Below are 17,447 nucleotides of genomic sequence, written 5' to 3' on the forward strand. Positions count from 1 at the left end.
GGCGCGGGCGCGGAGCGCCGTGTGGTGAGCCGCGCACGCGATCGAGGCGCGGGGTCCGGGGGCGGAGCCCCGGAGCGGCGGGGTGCGGGCGGCCCCGAGGGGGTGGGTGGCCGGGCTGACCGCAGGGGCGGCGCGGGATGCTGGGCCGTATGGATCCGCATCTGCTCCGTACCTTCGTCGCCGTGGCCCGGCTCGGCTCCTTTTCCGCTGCCGCCCGGGAGCTCGGCTACACCCAGTCCGCCGTCTCCCAGCACATCGCCGCCCTCGAAGGCGACCTGCGGTCCGAGCTGCTCACGCGGCGCCCCGTGGCGCCGACGCCGGCCGGGGTGCGGCTGCTGGAGCACGCCGGGCCGCTGCTGCTGCGCCTCGACGCCGCGCGGGCCGACGTGCTGCGGCTGGCCGCAGGCCCGCCCGGGCGGGTCACCCTCGCCGCGTCCCCCCTCGCCGTCGGCCCCCGGCTGCTCGCCGCCCTGCCCGCCACCGGGGTCACCCTGCGGGTGCTGCCCCCGGCCGAGGTGCCCGCCGCCGTCGCCACCGGGGACTGTGACCTCGGTCTCGTCGACGGCCCTGCCGCGCCCAGCGATCCGCTGCGGCTGCCCGACGTGGCCCCGCTCACCGTGACCGGGGTGGGGGAGGAGGAGCTGGCCGTGCTGCTGCCCGCCGGGCATCCCTTCGCCGGTCGGGCCGCCGTCCGGATGGACGATCTCGCCGACGCGCGCTGGCTGGACGCGCCGGGCGTGGGCCTGCCGCTCACCGCCGCCCGCACCGCGACCCGTACCGCCGCCCGCTACGAGGGCACCGACCTGCTGGCCCTCTGCGCCCTCGCCGCCGCCGGACACGGCCTCGTGCTGCTGCCGCGCCGCGTCGCCGAGGCGGCCGGTGCGGGAGTCGCCGTACCGCTGTCCGCACCCCGCCTGGTGCACCGTACGGAACTGCTCTCGGCCGGAACTCCGACCGGCGCGGCCGCTGCGCTCGCCGCACGCCTCGCGGCAGGATCCCCGTATGACTTCCGTAGCTCCTGAGCCGGCACACACCGCCCCCGCCCCTTTCACGGCCGCCGACTACGCCGCCCGGATGGCCGCGGCCGCGCAGACCGCCGCCGACGCGGGCCTGGCCGGGCTGCTGATCGCACCCGGCCCCGACCTCGCGCACCTCACCGGCTACCGGCCCACCGCCGAGACCGAGCGGCTCACGCTGCTGGTGCTCGCCGCCGGGCAGGACCCGGTGCTCGTGGTGCCCGCCCTGGAGGCCCCCGACGCCGCCAAGGCCCCGGGCGCCCCGGCGCTGACCCTGCGCGACTGGACCGACGGGAAGAACCCGTACGCCCTGACCGCCCCGCTGCTGGACGCCGCCGGGCGCTTCGGGGTGAGCGACAACACCTGGGCCCTCCATCTCCTCGGCCTCCAGCGGGAGTTGCCCACCACGTCCTACGTGCCCCTCACCGACTCCCTGCCCATGCTGCGCGCGGTGAAGGACGAACGGGAGCTGGAGCGCCTCGCCGCCGCGGGCGCCGCCGCCGACGCCGCCTACGCCCAGATCCTCCACCTCCCCTTCGCCGACCGCCGGGAGACGGACGTCGCCGCCGACCTGGCCGCGCTGCTGCGGGCCCACGGCCACTCGCAGGTCGACTTCACCGTCGTCGGCTCCGGCCCCAACGGGGCCAACCCGCACCACGAGGCAGGCGACCGCGTCATCCGCCACGGCGACATGGTGGTCCTCGACTTCGGCGGCCTGCGCTACGGCTACGGCTCCGACATCTCCCGCACCGTGCACGTCGGCGAGCCGACCGCCGAGGAGCAGCGGGTCCACGACATCGTCCGCGAGGCCCAGCAGGCCGGTGTGGCAGCGGTCCGCCCCGGCGTCTCCTGCCAGGAGGTGGACCGGGCGGCGCGCGCGGTGATCACCGAATTCGGCTACGGGGAGCGCTTCATCCACCGCACCGGCCACGGCATCGGCGTCACCACGCACGAGCCGCCGTACATGGTCGAGGGCGAGGAGCAGCCGCTCGTCCCCGGCATGTGCTTCTCCGTGGAGCCGGGCGTCTACCTGCCCGGCCGCTTCGGCGTCCGCATCGAGGACATCGTGACCGTCACCGAGGACGGCGGGCTGCGCCTGAACAACGCCCCGCGCGAGCTGGCCATCGTCGAGTAGGGGCGCTCAATGGCCCAGGACCACCGCCGACTCGCCCGGTACGAGGATCCGCCCGTCCGGACCGGGAGGGTGGAGCGGCTCCCAGGCGGCCAGCACCCGTACGCCGTTGCGCCCCAGCGCGATCGTCGCCGGGTCGGGCGAGAGGTTCACCGCCACCCGTACGTCGCCGCGCCGGAAGGTGATCCAGCGGCGCTCCTCGTCGTAGGCGACCCGGACCGCGGCCAGGTCCGGGTCGCGCAGGTCCGGGTGCGTGCGGCGGAGCGCGACGAGGGTGCGGTACCAGGTCAGCAGCCGGGCGGGCCCGGGCTGTGCGGGCTCCGCCCAGTCCAGGCAGGAGCGGTCCCGGGTGGCCGGGTCCTGCGGATCGGGGATCTCTTCGGCCTTCCAGCCGTGCGCCGCGAACTCCCGGCGCCGGCCGGTCCGTACCGCCTCGGCGAGCTCCGGGTCGGGATGGTCCGTGAAGTACTGCCACGGCGTGGTCGCGCCCCATTCCTCGCCCATGAACAGCATCGGCACGAAGGGCCCGGTCAGCGCGAGCGCGGCGGCGCAGGCCAGCAGCCCGGGGGAGAGGGAGGCGGAGAGCCGGTCGCCCAGCGCCCGGTTGCCGATCTGGTCGTGGGTCTGGGTGTAGCCGAGGAAGCGGTGGGCCGGGGTCCGGCGGCGGTCGACGGGGCGGCCGTGGGTGCGGCCCCGGAAGGAGGACCAGGTCCCGTCGTGGAAGAAGGCCCGGGTCATGGTCTTGGCGAGGGCGGCGAGCGGGGCCTCGGCGAAGTCGCCGTAGTACGCCTGCGATTCACCGGTCAGCGCGCAGTGCAGGGCGTGGTGGAAGTCGTCGTTCCACTGGGCGTGCAGGCCCAGGCCCCCCTCCTCGCGCGCGGTGGTGGTGCGCGGATCACAGCGGTCGGACTCGGCGATCAGGAACAGCGGCCGGCCGGTCTCGGCCGCCAACACGTCCACGGCGGCGGACAGTTCCTCCAGGTATGTCAGCGCCCGCTCGTCGGCGAGCGCGTGCACGGCGTCGAGCCGCAGCCCGTCGATCCCGTAGTCGCGCAGCCAGCCGAGCGCGCTGCCGAGGAAGTACGCGCGCACCTCGTCGGAGCCGGGCGCGTCCAGGTTCACCGCCGAGCCCCAGGGGGTGTGGTGGGTGTCGGTGAAGTACGGGCCGAAGGCGGGGAGGTGGTTGCCGGAGGGGCCGAGGTGGTTGTGGACCACGTCCAGCACCACGCCCAGCCCGGCGGCGTGCGCGGCCTCCACGAACCGGGCGAGGCCGGCCGGTCCGCCGTACGGCTCGTGCACCGCCCACGGCGCGACCCCGTCGTACCCCCAGCCGTGCCGGCCGGGGAAGGGGCAGACCGGCATCAGCTCCACGTGCGTGACCCCGAGGGCGGCCAGGTGCCCGAGGCGGCTGGCGGAGGCGTCGAAGGTGCCCTCGGGGGTGAAGGTGCCGATGTGCAGCTCGTACAGGACCGCGTCCTGGAGCGGGGTGCGGGGCGCCGCGGCCCCCGGCCCGGGCAGCGCCTCGAAGCCGACCACCGCCGACGGTCCGCCGGGCCCGTCCGGCAGCCGCCGCCCGCGCGGGTCCGGGCGCACGCTGGGATCGCCGTCCAGCAGGAACCCGTAGCGGCTCCCGTCGGCGGCCGGCGCCGTCGCGGTCCACCAGCCGTCCCGGTCCGGATCGCGTGCCATGTCGTACGTCGCGTCGTCGAGTCGCATGGCGACACGACCTGCCAACGGTGCCCACACCTCGAACTGCACGGACGGTCCCCTCGTCTCCGGCGGTGTCCAGCATGCGTATCCTGCCCATCATTCCGGGCGCGGCGGGGGAGTTCTGGACACTCCGGCCCCGACGGGCCGACAATCACCCTGTGACGTCGAGTTTCGAGTTTCCCGCCTTCCCCGCGCCGCGGCTCTCCGACGCCGAGCGCGACCGGGCGCTGGGCCAGCTCAGGGAGGGCGCCGCCCTCGGCAAGCTGTCCCACGACACGTTCCTGCGCCGGATGGAACTCGCCCTGGTCGCACGCTGCTCCGAGGACCTCGCCGTCCTCACCGCCGACCTCCAGGCACGGGAGGCCGCCGAAAGCCCGTGGACCCGTCGGCTGTTCGGCTGGGTGGGCCGGGCCTCCGCCGTCTCGGTGGGTATCCGGCGGGCCTGGGCCGCCGAGCGGCTGCCCAAGCTGCTGCTGCCGCATCCGAGCGCGGCGGCCCTGCGGATCGGCCGCGATCCGGGCAGCGGGCTGCGGCTCAGCCACGAGACCGTCTCCCGGGCGCATGCGGAGCTGAGCCTGCGCGACGGGGTGTGGGTGCTCAAGGACCTGGGATCCACCAACGGGACCACCGTGAACGGGCGCCGGGTGACGGGCTCCGCGGTGGTCCGGGACGGGGACCAGGTCGGCTTCGGGAAGATGATGTTCCGGCTGTCGGCGCACTAGGGGTTCCGTCCCGGGACCCGCCGGTTCGCCGTCGGGATCCACGGCGCAGGATGGCGTCCATGGAACGCACGGAACATCAGGAACCCGCGGACGGCATGCCTGTCGTGCGCCGCGCCCGCGTCGGGGACCTGCCCCGGCTGGTCGAGCTCATGCACGAGCACATCGCGTACGAGAAGTCGGCCCCGCGACCGCCCGGCCTCGCCGAGCGGCTCGGGCCGCAGCTGTTCGCCGAGGACGCCCGGATGTGGGTGCTGCTCGCCGGGGCCCCGGACGGCACGGTCGTCGGATATGCCGCCTGCTCGGCCGAGTTCGCCTTCTGGGACGCCCGGCACTACCTCCACATGGACTGCCTCTACCTGGCCGGGGGCGCCCGCGGCCACGGGCTCGGCGCCGCCCTGATGGCCGGGGTGACGGGCCTCGCCCGGGAACTCGGCCTCGTCCAGGTCCAGTGGCAGACACCCGACTGGAACGAGGGCGCGGTCCGCTTCTACGACCGGCTCGGGGCCACCGGCCTGCCGAAGCGGCGCTACGGGCTGTCCGTGAACTGACGGTGCTGGGCCAGGAGGCGTTCATACGTCGCCAGGACCGTGCGGGCCTGGTGTTCCACCTGGGTGGCCACCGGGACCCAGCGGGCCTGGAAGCGCGCCGCGAACTCCTCGCACCACCCCGTGACCAGCCGGTCCAGCGCGGGCGCCGCCGGATGCCCCTGTCCGCGCAGTACGCGCAGCAGCATCGCGGCGGCGCGCAGCGACAGGCGCCGCCCGAAGGCGTCGATGCTGGCGATGTGCGCCGCCGTGGCCTCGGCCGGAGCCCCGCTGCCGGCCCACTCGGCGGTGATCCGGGGGATGAGCGCGAGCGTCCAGTCCACCGCGCGCAGCAGGGGCGCCGCGGCCGGATCCCCGTACGGCAGCGGGCGGGGCCGCAACGCCTCCCGCATCCCGGCGACGAGCGCGGTGTCCGCGGCGAGCCGCCCGGCCAGCATGCGGAGGGCGCCGCGCGGGTCGGGGTGCGGGGCCGGGTCGTCCACCAGGTCGGAGGCCCACATGGGGACTTCGACGATCGCGGTGGTGCCGGCGTACCGGTGGGCGTGGTACCAGGTGCTGAGCCGGGTGTCCTCCGGGTGGAAGACCCCGGCGGCCTCGCTCCCCGGCTGCGGGATCACGAAGATCCCGGGCCCGGGGGAGGGCCAGCCGGCGGCGTCCGAGGCGCCGTTCTCCACCGGGATGCGCAGCTCGGCGGCCGATTTGCCGAAGGGCTCGGCGAGGCCGGGTATGTCCCGGGTGAGCTGCACCCAGGAGCCGCCGAGGTCGGTGGCGTGCAGGGAGACCTGGAGGACGGGCCGCAGCTCGTCGATGAGCGCGGTCAGGGCCAGGGTCTCCGGCGGCAGCCGGTCCGGGGGCAGTAAAGACGGCGCCCACTCGGGCTGTTCGGGGCCGGGCGGGCGGTAGAAGTTCCGGTGGTAGTCGAGCAGGGAGTACGGGCGGGGCGTGCGGTGCAGGTCCGCGCCGTCCGGATCGGCGCAGAGGAGGAAGTGCCAGCCGCAGGCGGCGCGCGGGGCCGGGTCGTGGAGCACGCGGCGGGCGAGGGAGAGGGCGGTCGCTCCGCCGACGGGTTCGTTGGCGTGCGCTCCGGCGACGACGAGCACGTTCCGTCGCGGGCGGGCGGACGCGGCGCCGCCGCCGGCGGCCGGGGCGACGGAAAGCAGCCAGAGGGGTTGCCCGGCCCGGGAGGTCCCGGCCTGTCGGAGCCGGGCCTCGGCGGGGTGTTCGTCCGCCAGAGCGCGGGCGGCCAGCGCGAGTTCGAGCGGTGTGGGGTAGCGCATGTCACGAAGGAGGGTCACAAGGGATGCCATGCCCGCCGCGCCCACCCCCTACCGCTGCGCAGCCCCGACACTTCCCAGGCCCCTGGGTGGTGCTGCGGCTGGGCGGGCCTGTGCGGCTCAAAGACCGGGGCTCCGCCCCGGGCCCCGCGCCTCAATCGCCGGCGGGGCTGGGTGGTGCGGCGGCGGGGTTGGATCAGTTCCAACCCCCTGGGGCGTGGGTCCTGGCGGCCGCCCCGAGCCGTCCTCGCCCGCGGTCCGGCGGATGAGGCGCGGCCGCGCTCGGGGCCGCCGGAGGGGGCTACTGCTGGTGGAGGGAGCGGCCTGCCAGGGAGAGGAAGGCTTCGCCGACGGCCTCCGACAGCGTCGGGTGGGCGTGGATGTGGCGGGCGACATCGCCCGGCTCCGCGTCCCAGCCCACGATCAGCTGGCTCTCCGCGATCATCTCGGAGACGTGCGGCCCCACCAGGTGCACGCCGAGCACCCGCCCACCCCGCTCCGCGACCACCTTCACCGTTCCGCCCTGCCCGTGCACCATCCCCTTGGCCACCGCCGTCAGCGGCATCGTGTTCACCACCACGTCGTACGCCGCCTCCCGCGCCTGCGCCTCCGTCAGGCCGACGGCCGCCGTCTGCGGCGCCGAGTACGTCACCCGCGGCACCGCCGCGTAGTCCACCGGCACCGTCGGCACCCCCGCCAGGGTCTCCGCCACCAGCAGCCCCTCCGCGAAGGAGGCGTGGGCCAGCCCCAGCGACGGCGGCGGCAGCAGGTCGCCCACCACGTGGATCCCCGGGACGGCGGTCTCCAGCCGGGACCAGTCGGCCGGCGCCACGAACCCCCGCTCGTCGGTGGCCAGCCCGGCCGACGCCAGGTCCAGCCCGTCGGTGACCGGGACCCGGCCCACCGCCACGAGCAGCCGCTCCGCCTTGAGCTCGCGCAGCTCACCGCGTGCGGTACGCACCGTGGCCCGTACGACCCCGCCCTCCACGACGGCCCCCTCCAGCCGGGCCCCCGTCTGCACGTCGATCCCGCGCTTCTTCAGGCCCCGCGCCAGATGCCGGGACACGTCCGCGTCCTCCAGCGGAACCAGCCGGTCCGCGGCCTCGACCAGCGTCACCTCGGCCCCCATCGAGCGGTGGAAGGAGGCGTACTCCACCCCGATCGCCCCGCCGCCCAGCACCAGCACCGACGCCGGCAGTCCCGGGGCGAACAGCGCGTCGTCGCTGGTCACCACCGTGCTCCCGTCCGGCTCCAGCCCGGGCAGCGTCCGCGGCCGGGAGCCGGTGGCCAGCACGATCCCCCGGGTCGCGGTGAACTCCCGCCCGTCCTCGGTCCGGATGGACCGCGGCCCGGTCAGCCGCGCGCCGCTGCGCACCACGCGCACGCCGGCGTGCTGCAGGTGCCCCTCCACGCCCTTGTGGTTGCGGGAGACGATGTCGTCCCGGGTCGCGGTGAGCGCCGACCAGTCCACCGACTCCACGCTCGCCCGCACCCCCCACCGCTCGCGCGCCTCGGCTATGCCGTCGACGAGTTCGGCCGCGTGCAGCATCGCCTTGCTCGGGATGCAGCCGCGGTGCAGGCAGGTCCCCCCGACCTTGTCCCGCTCGGCCAGCAGGACGGTCAGGCCCAGGGCCGAGGCGCGCAGGGCCGTGCTGTAGCCGCCCGTGCCCCCGCCGATCACTATTACATCCACTGCATCCGATACGTCCGCTGCGTCCGCTGCGTCCACCGTGCTGTCTTCGTTGTCCATGTGCCCAGCCTGTCCCGGCCGTTGCCCGTAGTCCAAGGCAATGATCTTCTGGACTCCATGCACGATCTCTATGCTTCCCGCTCATGAGCCTGCGTCAGATGGAGTACTTCCTCGCCGTCGTGGAGGAGTCCTCCTTCACCCGGGCCGCCGACGCCCTCCACGTCACCCAGCCCGCCCTTTCCCACCAGGTCAAGGCGCTGGAGCGGTCCGTGGGCGGCGCACTGCTGGAGCGCATGCCGCGCGGGGTCCGGCTCACCTCCATGGGCCGCGCCTTCCTTCCGCACGCACAGCTGGCCGTCCGCAGCGCCCGCCAGGCGGAGCGGGCCGCCCGCGCCGCCGCCGGCGTGGTGGGCGGCGAGCTGCACATCGCCACCGTCCACGCCGTGGCCGTCGGCATGCTCCCCGGCATCGCCGCCCGTTGGCGGGCCCTGCACCCGGGCGTCTCGCTGGTGGTGCGCGAGTACGGCTCCAACGAGGCCCTGGAGGAGCAGCTGGAGCGCGGGGTCGCCGACCTCGCGGTGGGCCCGGAGCCCAAGGAGTGGACGGGCCCGGTGCTCCGGGTGGGCCGCGAGGAGCTGGTGCTCGTGGTCCCGTTCGACGACCCCCTGGCCGGGCGGGGCTCCGTCCGCCTCGCCGAGCTCGCCGAACGCGACTGGATCCGCTGCGCGATGGAACCGCTGGTCGAGGGGCAGCCCGTCCTGGACTGGGCCTGCGGAGCGGTGGGTTTCACTCCGCGCACGGTCCTGCGTACCGAACACACCTCGACGGCCGTACGGATGGCGGCCGCCGGGGTGGGCATCGTCGTGGCCCCGGCCCACATGGTCCGGGGCGCCGTCGGCGAGGACTGTGTGCTGCTCTCCCTCGACCCCCCGTGGCACCGGCCCCTCGCGGTCTTCTCCCGGGTCCCGCTGACCGGTGCGGCGGCGGCCTTCGCCGGGTTAGTCGCCGCGGAGCAGGACCGCCACGGGCGCGAAGGCCAGTAGGGCCGCCAGGTCCGCCTCGCCCTCGTACGAGGTCCCGTACGAGGTCCCGTACGAGGTTCCGTACACGGTCCGGTGCGAACTCCCCGGCGCCCCCGGCAGCGGGGACCACCGCCCCGGCGGCAGGGGCAGGGCGGTGCCGCGCCAGCCGCCCGCACCGGCCAGCCGGTGCGAGAGCCGGGTCACCACCACCAGCAGCCCGGGCGAGCGGGCGAAGGCCAGGCAGTGCTCCGCCGCCGGGCCCCGCGCGGCCAGCGGGGTGTAGCCGTCGAACAGCTCGGGCCGGCTCCGGCGCAGCCGCAGTACGGCGGCCGTGAGCGCCAGCTTCTCCTGCCCGGGCCCGTGCGGGACGCCCCCCGCGTCCAGCCCGGCCAGTGCCTCCACCGGGAAGCGGGCCGGACGCCGGTTGTCGGGGTCGACCAGGGCCCGGTACTCCGTCTCGGCGCCCTGGTAGACCTCCGGGACCCCCGGCATCGCCAGGTGCAGCAGCGCCATGCCGAGCAGGTTCGCGCGGGCCGCCTCCGCGAGCTGCGGCGGCAGGTCCAGGGCGCGCGGGGCGTATCCGGGGACGGTCGCCTCGTACGCCTCGTCCGGGTCCGTCCAGCTGGTGTGCAGGGCGGCTTCGCGGACCGCCTTGAGCAGCGCCTCCGCCAGCCGGGGCACGGCCTGCGGGACCTCGCCGAGGCCGAGCGCGGTCTGCCGGGCCGTCCACGCCAGCTGGGGGTCCTGGCCGGCGAGGCCGTCCATCAGCTCCGGTGCCTGGGACAGCACCGAGATCCGGGCCCGGACGTCCGCGCTGCGCTTGGTGTCGTGCGTGGACAGCACCGTTCCGGACCGGGGCCACTCCCGGGCCAGCTCGGCGCAGTACGCGTGGAACTCGGCGGCCGGCACCGCCGGATGCCCGGGGTCACCGCCGACCTCGGTGGCCGACAGCAGCGGCCCGTACCGGTAGAAGGCCCGGTCCTCCAGGGACTTGGCGCGCAGCGCGGCCGAGGTCTGGGCGAAGCGGGCCGCGAAGGCCGGATCCCGCAGCAGCAGTTCCCGTACGCCGGCCACCGCGGCCGGACCGGCCGGCGAGGCGGCCCGCTCCAGGGCCTGCGGCGCCGGCTCCGGCTCGTCGGGATACGGCCGGTAGACGGGGTAGGCGATCAGCAACTCCCGTACCGCGTCGGCGAGCTCCGGGCCGGCTTGGCGTTCCAGCGCGCCCAGCTCGGAGGCCAGGTCGCCGGTCAGCACCTCCCGCGCGCACGCCGCCGCCGTCCGCTCCCATTCCGGGATCCCGGTGAACCGCACGTACCGCCGGGACAGTTCGGCGGCGCCCTCCGGGTCGGTGAACACCCCGTCCACCCGGTGCAGCGCGTCGTAGCCGGTGGTCCCCGCCACCGGCCACGCGGGCAGCCGCTCCTGGCGGCCCAGGATCTTCTCCACCACCACCCAGCAGTGCGGTCCCACCGCGGCCCGCAGCCGCCGCAGGTACTCCCCGGGATCCGCCAGACCGTCCACGTGGTCGATCCGCAGGCCCTCGACGACCCCGTCCCGGACCAGCTCCAGCACCTTCGCGTGGGTGGCCGTGAACACCTCCGGGTCCTCCACCCGGACCCCGATCAGATCCGAAATGGTGAAGAAACGGCGGTAGTTGAGCGCGGTCCGGGCCTCACGCCACCAAGCTGGCCGGTACCACTGGGCGGCCAGCAGCGCGGGCAGCTCCAGCCCCGCCGTGCCCTCCCGCAGCGGGAACTCCTGCTCCCCGTAGCGCAGCACCTCCCCGTCCGCCTCGAGCGCGCAGGATTCCGGCGGCCCGGCGAGCACCGGCAGCAGGACCTGCCCGCCGTCCGCCTCCCAGTCGATGTCGAACCAGCGTGCGAAGGGCGAGCTGGGGCCCTCCCGCAGGACTTCCCACAGGGGCCGGTTCAGCCGCAGCGGCGTCGGCACGGCCATGTGGTTCGGCACGATGTCCAGCACCAGGCCCAGTCCGTGCGCCCGGGCGGCCGCGCCCAGTGCCCGCAGCCCCGGCTCGCCGCCGAGCTCCGCTCGCACAACAGTGTGATCGGTGACGTCGTATCCATGCGGCGAGCCGGGCGCCGCCTCCAGTACCGGGGACAGGTGCAGGTGCGACACGCCGAGCGAGGCGAGGTAGGGTACGGCTGCCTCGGCCGCCGCGAAGGGGAACTCGGGGCGTAGTTGCAGGCGGTAGGTCGACGCCGGAGTGACAGGTTTCGGAACATCAGATTCCGGTTGAATGCTTGACTGCGGCTGGCTCATGAGAACGTACGTACCCAGCCTGCCGGATTCCGTGCCATGACCCAATGCATCCGGGTGACTGCGGCGGGTTAATGTCGATCAAGTGGCTGGAACCGTCAACACCTATCGAAGAGTCATCGCCCTGACCGGGCCCCTACTTCCGCTCGTCTCCTTCTTCGCCCGACTGCCCGTCGCGATGTCCCAATTCGGGAGTGTGCTCCTGGTCGCCGAGACCAGTGGCTCCCTCGCCACCGCCGGCATCGTCGGCGGCACCCTCTCGGCCGGCCAGGTGGTCTTCGGACCCGTCCTGGGCCGCTTCGCCGACCGCCACGGGCAGCGGCCCGTCGTCCTCACCGCCGCGGCCGTCAACGCCGTCGCCACCGCGGCCCTCGTCGCCGGAGCCCTGGGCGGCCTCGCCACCGCCCCGCTCGCCGCGATCGGCGCCGTCACCGGCGCCTCCGTACCGCTGATCGGGCCGCTCGCCCGGACCCGCTCCGTCGCCCTCGCCCACCGAGCCAAGGCCGACGAGAGCGTGGTGGGCGCCATCCACTCGCTCGAAGGCACCCTCGACGAGGTCTCGTTCGTCTTCGGGCCCGCCCTCGTCGGGCTCGCCACCCTCGTCGCCCACCCGGCCGTCGCCCTCGGCGGGGCCGCCGGACTCGTCGCCGTCTTCGGCACCGCCTACGCGCTGCACCCGACCGCCGCCGTCACGGCCGGGGCCCCCGCGCAGGCACGCGGCAAGGGCTCGGCCGGCAGGAACGGCCGCAGCCGGCAACCCCGTGTGGTGCACGCCGTCCGCGGCTCGCTCGCCCTCCAGGGCGCCATGTTCGGAGGCTGCCAGGCCGGAATCGCCGCGCTGACGGCCCAGTTGGGCGTGCCCGGCCAGGCCGGGACCGTCTACGCCGCCATGGGCGTGGTCAGCGCCGCCGTGGGCCTCGCGCTCGGCGCGCTGCCCGCCCGCTTCGGGCTGCGGCTGCGCTGGCGGGTGGCCACCGCCGCCGCGCTGGCCCTCTCGGTGCCGCTGCTGTTCACCGACAGCCTGTGGCCGCTGTACGCGGTCGTCACCGTGCTCGGCGCGGCCTACGCTCCGCACCTCATCACCGCCTTCGCGCTCACCGAGCGCGTCGTCGAGCCGGCCCGGCTCGCCGAGGCGATGGCCTTCGCCGCCAGCTCGCTGGTCGCCGGGCAGGCCGTCGCCCTCGCCGTCTCCGGGCGGCTCGCCGAGTGGTACGGGCCTGCCGGGGCCTTCGCCGTGGCCGTCGGGGCGGCCGCGCTCTGTCTGACCCTGGCCCTCGTCACCCGGGTCCCGGCCGCCCGGCCCGACGCCAAGGCCTTCGTTCAGGCGGGGCAGAGCGCTTCCCCGGCGACCGGCGACAGCACGGCCGCCGGCGGTCGCACCGGCGGCGGTGCCGGTACCGAAACCGGTACCGAAACCGAAACCGAAACCGGTACCGGAGCCGCCTACGCCGGGCGCTGAAGCACGACCAGGCACCGTCCTGTCAGCGCCACCCGGTCCCCGGCCGCGTACTGCGGCCCGGTGCCGGGTGGCAGTACGTCCGGCCGAGCCGTGTCCACGACCAGGCGCCACTGCGCCCCGTGCCCCGCCGGAATGGTGAAGTCCTGCGGCTCGGCGCCCGCGTTGAACATCAGCAGGAACGAGTCGTCGGTGATCCGCTCCCCGCGGCTGCCCGGCTCGGAGATCGCCTCCCCGTTGAGGAACACCGTCAGCGCCCGCGCGTGCTGAGCCTGCCAGTCGCGCGCCCGCATCTCCTCGCCGTGCGGGGTGAACCAGGCGATGTCCGAGAGCTCGTCGTGCGTCCCCTCCACCGGCCGCCCGTGGAAGAACCGGCGCCGCCGGAACACCGGGTGGTCCCGGCGCAGCCACACCATCCGACGGGTGAACTCCAGCAGCGCGGGCGCCGGTTTGCCCGGCTCCGGCCACCGCACCCACGACAACTCGTTGTCCTGGCAGTAGGCGTTGTTGTTGCCGCCCTGGGTGCGGCCGAACTCGTCCCCGTGGCTGAGCATCGGCACGCCCTGCGACAGCATGAGGGTGGCCGTGAAGTTGCGCATCTGGCGCTCGCGCAGCTCCAGGACCTCCGGGTCCTCGGTCGGCCCCTCCACCCCGCAGTTCCAGGACCGGTTGTGGGTTTCGCCGTCCCGATTGCCCTCGCGGTTCGCCTCGTTGTGCTTCTCGTTGTACGAGACCAGGTCGTGCAGCGTGAAACCGTCGTGGCAGGTGGTGAAGTTGATGGAGGCCAGCGGCCGCCGCCCGTCGTCCTGGTAGAGGTCCGAGGAGCCGGTCAGCCGCCCCGCGAACTCCGCCAGCGTGCGCGGCTGCCCGCGCCACAAGTCCCGTACGGTGTCGCGGTATTTGCCGTTCCACTCGGTCCACAGGGGCGGGAAGTTGCCCACCTGGTAGCCGCCCTCGCCCAGGTCCCAGGGCTCCGCGATCAGCTTCACCTGGCTGACCACCGGATCCTGCTGGACCAGGTCGAAGAACGAGGACAGCCGGTCCACCTCGTGGAACTGCCGGGCGAGCGTCGCCGCCAAGTCGAAGCGGAAGCCGTCCACGTGCATCTCGGTGACCCAGTACCGCAGCGAGTCCATGATCAGCTGGAGCACGTGCGGGGAGCGCATCAGCAGCGAGTTCCCGGTGCCGGTGGTGTCCATGTAGTGCCGCGGGTCCTCCGCCAGCCGGTAGTACGAGGCATTGTCCAGCCCGCGGAAGGACAGCGTCGGGCCCAGGTGGTTCCCCTCCGCGGTGTGGTTGTAGACCACGTCCAGGATCACCTCGATCCCGGCCTCGTGCAGGGCCCGTACCGCCGACTTGAACTCCAGCACCTGCTGGCCGCGGTCACCCGAGGCGTAGCCGTTGTGCGGGGCGAAGAAGCCGATGGTGTTGTAGCCCCAGTAGTTGCTCAGCCCGTCGTTGGCCAGCCGGTGGTCGTTGACGAACTGGTGCACCGGCATCAGCTCCAGCGCCGTCACCCCGAGCTTGGTCAGGTGTCCGATGACCGCCGGGTGCGCGAGCGCCCCGTAGGTGCCGCGCAGCTCCTCCGGGAGGTCCGGATGGTTCATCGTCAGACCCTTGACGTGGGCCTCGTACAGCACGGTGTGGTGGTACTCGTGGCGCGGCGGCCGGTCGTTGGCCCAGTCGAAGTACGGGTTCACCACGACCGAACTCATGGTGTGCGGGGCGGAGTCCAGGTCGTTGCGCGAGTCCGGCCGCCCGAAGTGGTAGCCGTACACCGCCTCGTTCCAGTTCACCTGGCCGCTGATGGCCCGGGCGTACGGGTCCAGCAGCAGCTTCGCCGCGTTGCAGCGCCGGCCGCGCTCGGGCTCGTACGGGCCGTGCACGCGGAACCCGTAGCGCTGGCCCGGCATGATGCCCGGCAGGTACGCGTGCCGGACGAAGGCGTCCGTCTCGCGCAGCTCCACGGCGGTCTCCGAACCGTCGTCGTGGAGCAGGCACAGCTCGATGCGTCGGGCGGCCTCGGAGTAGACCGCGAAATTGGTCCCGGCGCCGTCGTAAGTGGCGCCGAGCGGATAAGCCTGTCCCGGCCAGACCTGCATAGATAACGACTCTTCCCATCCTGCTCCGACTGATGCGGTTGATCCGGCTGGACCACGTCACTGCCAGATCTTCCCCGAAAGAGGGTCCCCACGCGCGGACTTGGGTTGGTGCTGCCGGGTGACCCGCAGAGCTGATTTGCGGGTCAGCGGACTGTCCGGGCATCGGATAATGGGTCAACGGACAGCCGGTCTACGGGCCATCGGGCTGCACCGGGACGCGCGCGCGGAGTACCCTTCCGTGATCACTGGAGACGGGCGTCCAGACGCAGAAGGCGGTGCACGGGTGAGCTCGGGAGGTCTGGAGCTGCCCCCTGGTGACAGCGGTCACGAGGGTGGCCCGGCGGACGCCGCCGGCGGAACCCCCGGCGGGGTTCCGGCCGGGGCGGTGTCGCTGGCCCCGCCGGCGGCGACGGGGAGCGCGCGGGCCGGGGCGGAGCTGGACTGGGGTGCGGAGGCCTGGAGCGAGGTCCGTACGCGGGCGCAGCGCGCCGGGCGTGCTTACATCTGGCTGAATCTGATCGAGCAGCGGCTGCGGTCGGTGGTCGGCGCGGTGCTGCGGCCGATCTACGAGCCGGTGCACGGCGGGGACGACTGGGTGGTCGCGGCCGCCGGGCCCGCCGGACAGGAGTGGGTGCAGCGGGCCGTGGCCGTGCGCGAGGTCAGCCGGCGCAAGGGCTACCTGCTCGACCCGGCCGACGACAACGTGCTGAGCTTCCTGACGCTGCCGCAGCTGCGCGAGCTGATGGTCCAGCACTGGCCGTGCTTCGAGCCGTACTTCGACGACCGGCGCGAGATCGAGCTCGCGCTGGACGAACTGGAGGTCACCCGCAACGTGGTCTCCCGCAACCGGGCCCTGTCGCGGGCGGTGCTGGAGCAGGCGGAGCGGGCCTCGGCCCGGCTCTTGGAGGTCCTGGGCGGCGGGGCGGGCAGCCCGTCGGCGGACCGGCTGCCGATCGACGCCGTCGAGGACCTGGTGGGCGACCGGTACGCGGACGTCATCTCCGTCCACCCGGACCGGGTGCGGCTCCAGCGGCAGCTGCCGGCGGAGGACCTCTTCGGGGGCGCGCGACGGCTCGACGCCATCGGCATAGGGCTCAACCTGCTGGTCCAGAACTTCTCGGGCCGAAGACTCGTCCGGCTCACGGAAGCCGGCTGCCGGGTGCGGCTGCTGTTCCTGAACCCGGCGAGCAGCGCGGTCAAGCGGCGCGAGCGGGAGCTCGGGCTGCGCAAGGGCGAGCTGAGCCGCTCGGTGGAGATGAACATCCTCCACGTCCGCCGGGTCAGGGCGGGGCTGCGGGACCCCTCGCGCTTCGAGATCCACGTCTTCGACGAGACCCCCCGCTTCACCGCCTACCTGGTGGAGGGGCAGTCCTCGGGCATCGCGGTGGTCCAGTCCTACCTGCGCCGGGCGCGCGGCATGGAATCCCCGGTCCTGGTGCTGCGCGGCGGGGGCCGCGGCGTCCCGAAGGACGCCGACCACGGGCTGTTCACGACGTACCGGGAGGAGTTCGAATCGGTGTGGGAGGACTCCCGCCCGGTGTCGTGACCGCCGTGACGGCCGTGACCGCCGTGACGGCCGTGACGGCCGTGACCGCCGTGTCAGCCCTGTCAGACGTGTCCGTCTTGTCCGCTGTGGCCGCCGTGACAGGGGGCGTCGGCCGGCCTGTCAGTGCCCCGTGGCAGGCTGAAAGCCGTTGACCGAAGGTGTACGGGGGAGGGGCGCGGCATGGGGGACTGGCACGGCGGTGTGCTGATCGGGTTCGACCTGGAGACGACCGGCACGGAGCCGGGGGAGTCGCGGATCGTGACGGCGGCGTTGGTCGAGGTGCGGGGCGGCGAGGTGCGCGAGCGGCGCGGCTGGCTCGCGGACCCGGGGATACCGATCCCCGAACAGGCCTCGGCCATCCACGGCATCAGCACCGAGCGCGCGGTCGCCGAGGGGCGGCCCGTGCGGGAGGTCGCGGACGAGCTCGCGCAGGCACTGGTCGCGCACTGGCGGCGGGGCGCGGTGGTCGTCGCGTACAACGCGGCCTTCGACCTCACCCTGCTCACGGCGGAGCTGGCGCGGCACGGGCTGCCGTCGCTGGCCGACCGGCTGCGCGGGGTGGAGACCGGGCCCGTGGTCGACCCGCTGACCATCGACCGGGCCGTGGACCGCTACCGGCGCGGCAAGCGGACCCTGGAGGCGGTCTGCGGGGTGTACGGGGTCACCCTCGACGCCGCGCACGACGCCGGGGCCGACGCGCTGGCCGCGGTCCAAGTGGCCCGGGCGATAGCCGAGCGGCATCCGGAGGTGGCCGCGCTCACCCCCGGCGACCTGCATGCCCGGCAGGGCACCTGGCACGCCCGCTGGGCCCGGGACTTCCAGGCCTACCTGCGCCGCCAGGGCACCCCGGACGCGGTGATCGACACGGCTTGGCCGCTGCGGGGGCTGGTCCCGGCGGGCGGTTAGCGCGACACCCCTGGCCGGGACGGCCCTCAGGTCCCAGGGCGGAGCTGAT

13 protein-coding genes are annotated in these 17,447 nt (G+C 74.5%); 8 read left to right on the forward strand and 5 right to left on the reverse strand.

Annotated features, from left to right (window positions below; genetic code table 11):
* The first annotated feature begins 149 nt into the window (after window positions 1-149).
* Window positions 150-1,022 carry a LysR family transcriptional regulator gene (locus J7E94_RS25090; protein ID WP_215019058.1) on the forward strand — a complete coding sequence of 291 codons (873 nt, stop codon included), beginning with the start codon at window positions 150-152 and terminating at the stop codon, window positions 1,020-1,022.
* A complete protein-coding gene (locus J7E94_RS25095; protein ID WP_215019059.1) occupies window positions 1,003-2,151 on the forward strand; it encodes an aminopeptidase P family protein in 1,149 nt (382 codons plus the stop codon). Before J7E94_RS25090 ends, J7E94_RS25095 begins: the two co-directional genes overlap by 20 nt.
* 6 nt (window positions 2,152-2,157) lie before the next feature.
* Here J7E94_RS25095 and treZ read toward each other — a convergent pair whose 3' ends face one another.
* Window positions 2,158-3,906, reverse strand: a complete 1,749-nt coding sequence (gene treZ / locus J7E94_RS25100) for a malto-oligosyltrehalose trehalohydrolase (protein WP_215019060.1) — start codon at window positions 3,904-3,906, stop codon at window positions 2,158-2,160.
* 110 nt (window positions 3,907-4,016) lie between these two features.
* On the opposite strand from treZ, the gene J7E94_RS25105 reads away from it, so the two are divergent.
* Together J7E94_RS25105 and J7E94_RS25110 are read left to right on the forward strand one after the other, a co-directional pair.
* Window positions 4,017-4,580: a DUF1707 and FHA domain-containing protein gene (locus J7E94_RS25105; RefSeq protein WP_215019061.1), complete on the forward strand. Its 564-nt coding sequence runs from the start codon at window positions 4,017-4,019 to the stop codon at window positions 4,578-4,580.
* A 59-nt stretch (window positions 4,581-4,639) separates the two neighbouring features.
* Window positions 4,640-5,128 carry a GNAT family N-acetyltransferase gene (locus J7E94_RS25110; RefSeq protein WP_251057198.1) on the forward strand — a complete coding sequence of 163 codons (489 nt, stop codon included), beginning with the start codon at window positions 4,640-4,642 and terminating at the stop codon, window positions 5,126-5,128.
* On the opposite strand, the gene J7E94_RS25115 is transcribed toward J7E94_RS25110, so the two are convergent.
* Window positions 5,107-6,420: a M14 family zinc carboxypeptidase gene (locus J7E94_RS25115; protein ID WP_215019098.1), complete on the reverse strand. Its 1,314-nt coding sequence runs from the start codon at window positions 6,418-6,420 to the stop codon at window positions 5,107-5,109. The two genes, J7E94_RS25110 and J7E94_RS25115, sit on opposite strands and share 22 nt — an antisense overlap.
* 280 nt (window positions 6,421-6,700) lie before the next feature.
* On the reverse strand, window positions 6,701-8,149 hold the full coding sequence (gene lpdA / locus J7E94_RS25120; RefSeq protein ID WP_215019062.1) for a dihydrolipoyl dehydrogenase: 1,449 nt from the start codon (window positions 8,147-8,149) through the stop codon (window positions 6,701-6,703).
* A gap of 83 nt (window positions 8,150-8,232) precedes the next feature.
* Here lpdA and J7E94_RS25125 point away from each other — a divergent pair, with 83 nt between their 5' ends.
* On the forward strand, window positions 8,233-9,132 hold the full coding sequence (locus J7E94_RS25125; protein WP_215019063.1) for a LysR family transcriptional regulator: 900 nt from the start codon (window positions 8,233-8,235) through the stop codon (window positions 9,130-9,132).
* Here the strand turns inward: J7E94_RS25125 and treY are convergent.
* A complete protein-coding gene (gene treY / locus J7E94_RS25130; RefSeq protein ID WP_215019064.1) occupies window positions 9,088-11,391 on the reverse strand; it encodes a malto-oligosyltrehalose synthase in 2,304 nt (767 codons plus the stop codon). The genes J7E94_RS25125 and treY overlap by 45 nt on opposite strands.
* A gap of 82 nt (window positions 11,392-11,473) precedes the next feature.
* Between treY and J7E94_RS25135 the strand changes: the two genes are divergently transcribed.
* The gene (locus tag J7E94_RS25135) at window positions 11,474-12,847 is read left to right on the forward strand and encodes an MFS transporter (protein ID WP_308345445.1); all 1,374 of its coding nucleotides are present in this window, start codon (window positions 11,474-11,476) and stop codon (window positions 12,845-12,847) included.
* Here the strand turns inward: J7E94_RS25135 and glgX are convergent.
* A complete protein-coding gene (gene glgX / locus J7E94_RS25140; RefSeq protein ID WP_215019065.1) occupies window positions 12,832-14,946 on the reverse strand; it encodes a glycogen debranching protein GlgX in 2,115 nt (704 codons plus the stop codon). The two genes, J7E94_RS25135 and glgX, sit on opposite strands and share 16 nt — an antisense overlap.
* Before the next feature lie 283 nt (window positions 14,947-15,229).
* Between glgX and J7E94_RS25145 the strand changes: the two genes are divergently transcribed.
* Complete coding sequence (locus J7E94_RS25145) at window positions 15,230-16,492, forward strand: SAV2148 family HEPN domain-containing protein (protein WP_215019066.1); 1,263 nt, start codon at window positions 15,230-15,232, stop codon at window positions 16,490-16,492.
* 180 nt (window positions 16,493-16,672) lie between these two features.
* Complete coding sequence (locus J7E94_RS25150) at window positions 16,673-17,398, forward strand: 3'-5' exonuclease (RefSeq protein ID WP_215019067.1); 726 nt, start codon at window positions 16,673-16,675, stop codon at window positions 17,396-17,398.
* Window positions 17,399-17,447: the final 49 nt, after the last annotated feature.

This window comes from Streptomyces sp. ISL-94 (assembly GCF_018614075.1).
Classification (GTDB): Bacteria; Actinomycetota; Actinomycetes; order Streptomycetales; family Streptomycetaceae; genus Streptomyces.